The following is a 4,934-nucleotide window of genomic DNA, read 5'->3' on the forward strand; positions in this document are numbered from 1 at the left end:
CCCGAGGCGCTTCCCGGCCCGGCCCGGCCCCGCTCGACCCGGCCCCGGGGGGCGCCTCAGCGGCGCGCGGTGAGCGTCGCCCCCACGCTGGCGACGACCACGCAGCAGATGCCGAGCACCTGCGGCAGGCCCAGCACCTGTCCGAGCACCAGCAGCCCGACCAGGGCGCTGACCGCCGGGTCCAGGCTGACCACCACGCTGAACACCCGCTGCGACATCCGGCGCAGCGCGGTCATCTCCAGCGCGTACGGCAGCACCGGGAAGAGCAGGGCGACGCCCGCGACGGCGAGCAGCAGCAGGGCGGGGGAGCCGGATCCGGACAGGCCGTGCAGCGCCTCGGCGGCGCCGAACGGGGCGAGCACGACGGTGCCGATGGTGAACGAGACCGCCAGGCCCTCGAAGCCCTTGAAGGCCGCGCCGACCTTGTCGGTGAACAGGATGTAGCCCGCGTAGCAGGCGGCCGCGCCGAACGCGCAGGCCAGGCCGACCGGGTCGAGGCCGCCGGACCCGCCGCCGCCCAGCAGGGTGAGCAGGGCGACCCCGGCGGCGGCCAGCACCGCCCACAGCACGTGCCCGGCGCGGCGGGCGAAGACCAGGGCGACGGCCAGCGGGCCGAGGAACTCGATCGTGGCGGCGGTGCCCATCGGCAGCCGGTCGACGGCCGCCGCGAACAGCAGCGTCATCCCGGCGGAGGCGACGCCCAGCAGCCCGGCCAGCGCCAGGTCGCGTGGGCTGCGGCCGCGCAGCCGGGGCCGGGTGACGGCGAGCAGGACGGCGGCGGCGAAGGAGATCCGCAGGAAGGTCGCGCCCGCCACGCCCAGCACCCCGAACAGCGGCTTGGACGCCGCCACGCCGAGCTGCACCGCCAGCATCGACACCAGGCACAACACCGGCGCCGGCACCTTCCCCAGCCGAGTCCGGGCCCGCGCAGCACCGGAATGGACCTTCGAAACGGAGGCGATGCTCGGGAGTTCGCTCGTGCTTTCAACGGTGAGGGAGGTGCCTGGCATGTGATCGAGTTTGGCGTAAGGAGTGCAAATGGTCAAAGGCGGTTACCGGTGGTCCGCGCCACGGGGCCGCCCGGGTGACCCGGCGGCGTCTGCGGCGTGTCCTGACGGGAGGGCCGACGGCCCGTCAGTAGTTCTGGAAGATGCGCTACCTCGGCCCGGCGGCCCTGACGGCCGCGTCGCTCGTCCTGCTGCTCGCCACCGACCAGGGCGCCATCGGAATGCCGGCGACCGGAACACCCGCCGCGTCCCGCCCCGCGCCCCAGTCCCAAGCCCAGTCCCAGCCCCAGTCCCAGCCCCAGTCCCAGTCGCGGCCGCCGTCGCAGTCGCTCGCCCCCGAGCTCGCCGCCCAGCCGCTCACCGCCCAAGGGCTGCCCGCTCGGCCGCTGCCCGCTCAGCCGCTGCCCGCCGTGGCGCACCAGGCCGCCCCGCTGACGGCCGCCGCCATGGCCGCCGGGACGGCTCCCGGTTCCGCCGCCGAGCCGCCGCCCGTCCGGCTGCGCCGCACGGTGCTGTCCGACCCGCTGCGTGCGCGCCGGTCCCCGCTGCCCGTCGAGGTGTTCACCGGCGCCGGCTTCGACGCCTGCACCGCGCCCCCGCTGGAGACCATGCGCGCCTGGTGGGGCACCTCCCCGTACGGGGCGGTCGGGGTCTACACCAGCGGACGGCAGCGGGCCTGCGCGCAGCCCCGGCTGACCGCGGCCTGGGTGCGGGAGGTCCGGGCGATGGGCTGGCGGGTGGTGCCGACCCACGTCGGGCGGCAGGCCCCGTGCATGACGGCGGCTGGGAAGATGCAGCGGATCGACCCGGCGAAGGCGGTGCAGCAGGGCAAGGAGGAGGCGGCCGAGGCGGTGCGCGCGGTGAAGAACCTCGGGCTGCGCACCGGCACCCCCGTCTACCTGGACATCGAGGCGTACCCGCGCGGCGACTCGGCGTGCAGCCAGGCGGTGATGGACTTCACCGTCGGCTGGACGCAGGCGCTGCACAAGGCCGGTTTCCGCTCCGGCTTCTACTCCTCCACGGACGCGGGCATCGCCGACCTGGCCGCCGCCGCCCGGGCCGGCAGCGCGCCGCTGCCGGACGCGGTCTGGTACGCCCGCTGGGACGGCCGGGCCACCACCACCGACGGCGCGGGCCGGCTCGGTGACGACCTGTGGGCCGACCACGCCCGGATCCACCAGCACCGCGGCAACGTCCAGGAGACGTACGGCGGCGCCGCGCTGACCGTCGACCGCGATCAGCTGGACGGTCCGGTGGCCCGCTGAGCGGGTAGGAACCGGGAGGGAAGGCCGGCACCGCCACGCCCCGGACCCGGCCGGACACGCGCCGCGACCTGCGGGGGAGCGCTCGGTCTCATCTCGGTTGCGACTGCTGACAGCGGGGGTGCGCCGGGGAAAGAATCGGGGGAACCGTTTGCTACCTGCGGGTAGCAACGTACCGGCCGGTCAAGGAGGACCCGCGTGCACAGCACCATGCAGGACGTCCCGCTCACCGTCGCCCGGATTCTGCAGCACGGATCAACCGTGCACGGGAAGTCCACGGTGACCACATGGACCGAGGACGGGCCCGAGGTCCGGACCTTCGCGGAGATCGGTGCTCGCGCCGCTCAGCTCGCCCACGCGCTCCGAGACGAACTCGGCGTGACGGACGGGAGTGTTGTAGCGACGTTGATGTGGAACAACACCGAGCACCAGGAGGCGTACCTGGCGATACCGTCGATGGGCGCCGTCCTGCACACGCTGAACCTGCGGCTGCCCGCCCACCAGCTGGTCTACATCGTCAAGCACGCCGCGGACCGGGTGGTGATCGTCAACGGCTCGGTGCTGCCGCTGCTGGCCGCCGTGCTGCCGCAGCTGGCCGGCACCGTCGAGCACGTGGTGGTGTCCGGGGCGTACGACCCGGCGCTGCTGGCCGGGTTCGGCGGCACGGTGCACGACTACGAGGAACTGCTCGCGGGTCGGCCGACCGACTACCCGTGGCAGACCGACATCGACGAGAAGCAGGCTGCCGCGCTCTGCTACACCTCCGGCACCACCGGCGACCCCAAGGGCGTGGTCTACAGCCACCGCTCGATCTACCTGCACTCGATGCAGATCATCGCCGCCTCCAGCTTCGGCCTGACCGCCCGCGACACCGTGCTGCCGGTCGTCCCGATGTTCCACGTCAACGCCTGGGGCATCCCGCACGCGGCGTTCATGACCGGCGCGAGCCTGCTGATGCCGGACCGCTTCCTGCAGCCCAAGCCGCTCGCCGAGATGATCGACCGGATCAAGCCGACCTTCGGCGCCGCCGTCCCGACCATCTGGACCGGCCTGCTGGACGAGCTGGACGCGGGCGACTACGACACCTCCACCCTGGAGACCGTCGTCATCGGCGGCTCGGCCTGCCCGCCCGCGCTGATGAAGGCGTTCGAGGAGCGGCACGGCATCCGGGTGATCCACGCCTGGGGCATGACCGAGACCTCCCCGCTGGGCACCGTCGCCCACCCGCCGGCCGGCGTCACCGGCGAGGACGAGTGGGCCTATCGGGTCACCCAGGGCGTCTTCCCGTCCTCCGTGCAGGCCCGGCTGATCGGCCCCGGCGGCGAGGCGATGCCGCACGACGGCGTCGCCGAGGGCGAGCTGGAGGTGCGCGGCCCGTGGATCGCCGGGGCGTACTTCGGCGGCGCGGGCAACGAGGCCGACGCGCCCGAGGACAAGTTCAGCCCGGACGGCTGGCTGCGCACCGGCGACGTCGGCACCATCACGGCCGACGGCTACCTGACCCTCACCGACCGCGCCAAGGACGTGATCAAGTCCGGCGGCGAGTGGATCAGCTCGGTCGCCTTGGAGAACCACCTGATGGCCCACCCCGAGGTCGCCGAGGCCGCCGTGGTGGCCGTCCCGGACGAGAAGTGGGGCGAGCGCCCGCTGGCCACCGTGGTGCTGCGCCCCGGCGCCACCGCCGGCCTCCCCGAGCTACGGGCCTTCCTGGCCGAGCGGGTCGCCTCCTGGCAGCTGCCGGAGCGCTGGTCGGTGATCGAATCGGTGCCGAAGACCTCGGTCGGCAAGTTCGACAAGAAGGTGATCCGCGCGGACTACGCGGCCGACCGCCTCGACGTGACGGTGCTCGGCAAGGCGGACAGGGGCTGACGACGGACTCCTGACGGCCTTCCTCGGGAAGATCCCGGAAACCGGTTCGGAATACCCCAGGGGGGTATAACGTTCCTCGTGGCCGGGGGAACCCACCGGACCGGACGAGGAGGGCCGTCATGGAGCACAGCGCGCACGCCGGGCACGAGGGTCACAACCCGCACGCCGGGCACGACGCACACGCCGGGCACGAGGGTCACGGCGGCCACGTGCACCACGGTGGCCACGGCGGTGGCAGCAGCTGGCGCACCGCCGCACAGGCGACGCTGCACTGCCTCACCGGCTGCGCCATCGGCGAGGTCCTCGGCCAGGTGATCGGCGTCGGCCTCGGCCTGCACAACGGCGCGACCGTGGCGCTGTCGATCGCGCTCGCCTTCGTGTTCGGCTACGCGCTGACCATGCGCGGCGTGCTGCGGGCGGGCCTGCCGTTCCGGGACGCGCTGAAGGTCGCGCTGGCCGCCGACACCGTGTCGATCGTCGTCATGGAGCTGATCGACAACGGCGTCATGGTGGCCGTGCCGGGGGCGATGGACGCGGGCCTGGGCCAGCTCCTGTTCTGGGTCTCGCTGGCCGGCTCCCTGGTGCTGGCCTTCCTGGTCACCGTCCCGGTGAACCGCTGGCTGATCGGCCGGGGCCGGGGTCACGCGGTGGTCCACGCCTACCACTGACCCCGGCCCGGCGGCCTCGGCGGTCGGCGGCCTCAGCGCCCGTCGGCGACGGTGTTGCCGGTGACCGACCCGTCGGTGCCGTCCACCGTCACCAGGTGGCGGACGCCGTCCGCGCCGAGCACCTCCAC

Annotated in this window: 4 protein-coding genes; 3 read left to right on the top strand and 1 reads right to left on the bottom strand. The window is 73.9% G+C overall.

Annotated elements, in window-relative coordinates:
* Window positions 1-56 precede the first annotated feature (56 nt).
* On the bottom strand, window positions 57-890 hold the full coding sequence (locus ACFUEL_RS35115) for a DMT family transporter (protein WP_380241537.1): 834 nt from the start codon (window positions 888-890) through the stop codon (window positions 57-59).
* A gap of 260 nt (window positions 891-1,150) precedes the next feature.
* Between ACFUEL_RS35115 and ACFUEL_RS35120 the strand changes: the two genes are divergently transcribed.
* The 3 genes from ACFUEL_RS35120 (at window position 1,151) to ACFUEL_RS35130 (ending at window position 4,806) form a co-directional block, all read left to right on the top strand.
* Window positions 1,151-2,272: a DUF1906 domain-containing protein gene (locus ACFUEL_RS35120; RefSeq protein ID WP_380241539.1), complete on the top strand. Its 1,122-nt coding sequence runs from the start codon at window positions 1,151-1,153 to the stop codon at window positions 2,270-2,272.
* Between the two features lie 195 nt (window positions 2,273-2,467).
* Window positions 2,468-4,138 (top strand): long-chain fatty acid--CoA ligase, encoded by a 1,671-nt coding sequence (locus tag ACFUEL_RS35125; protein ID WP_380241541.1) that lies wholly within the window; start codon window positions 2,468-2,470, stop codon window positions 4,136-4,138.
* A 119-nt stretch (window positions 4,139-4,257) separates the two neighbouring features.
* On the top strand, window positions 4,258-4,806 hold the full coding sequence (locus tag ACFUEL_RS35130; protein ID WP_380241543.1) for a DUF4396 domain-containing protein: 549 nt from the start codon (window positions 4,258-4,260) through the stop codon (window positions 4,804-4,806).
* The last annotated feature ends 128 nt before the right edge of the window (window positions 4,807-4,934 follow it).

The organism is Kitasatospora sp. NPDC057198 (genome assembly GCF_042670125.1).
Lineage (GTDB): Bacteria > Actinomycetota > Actinomycetes > Streptomycetales > Streptomycetaceae > Kitasatospora.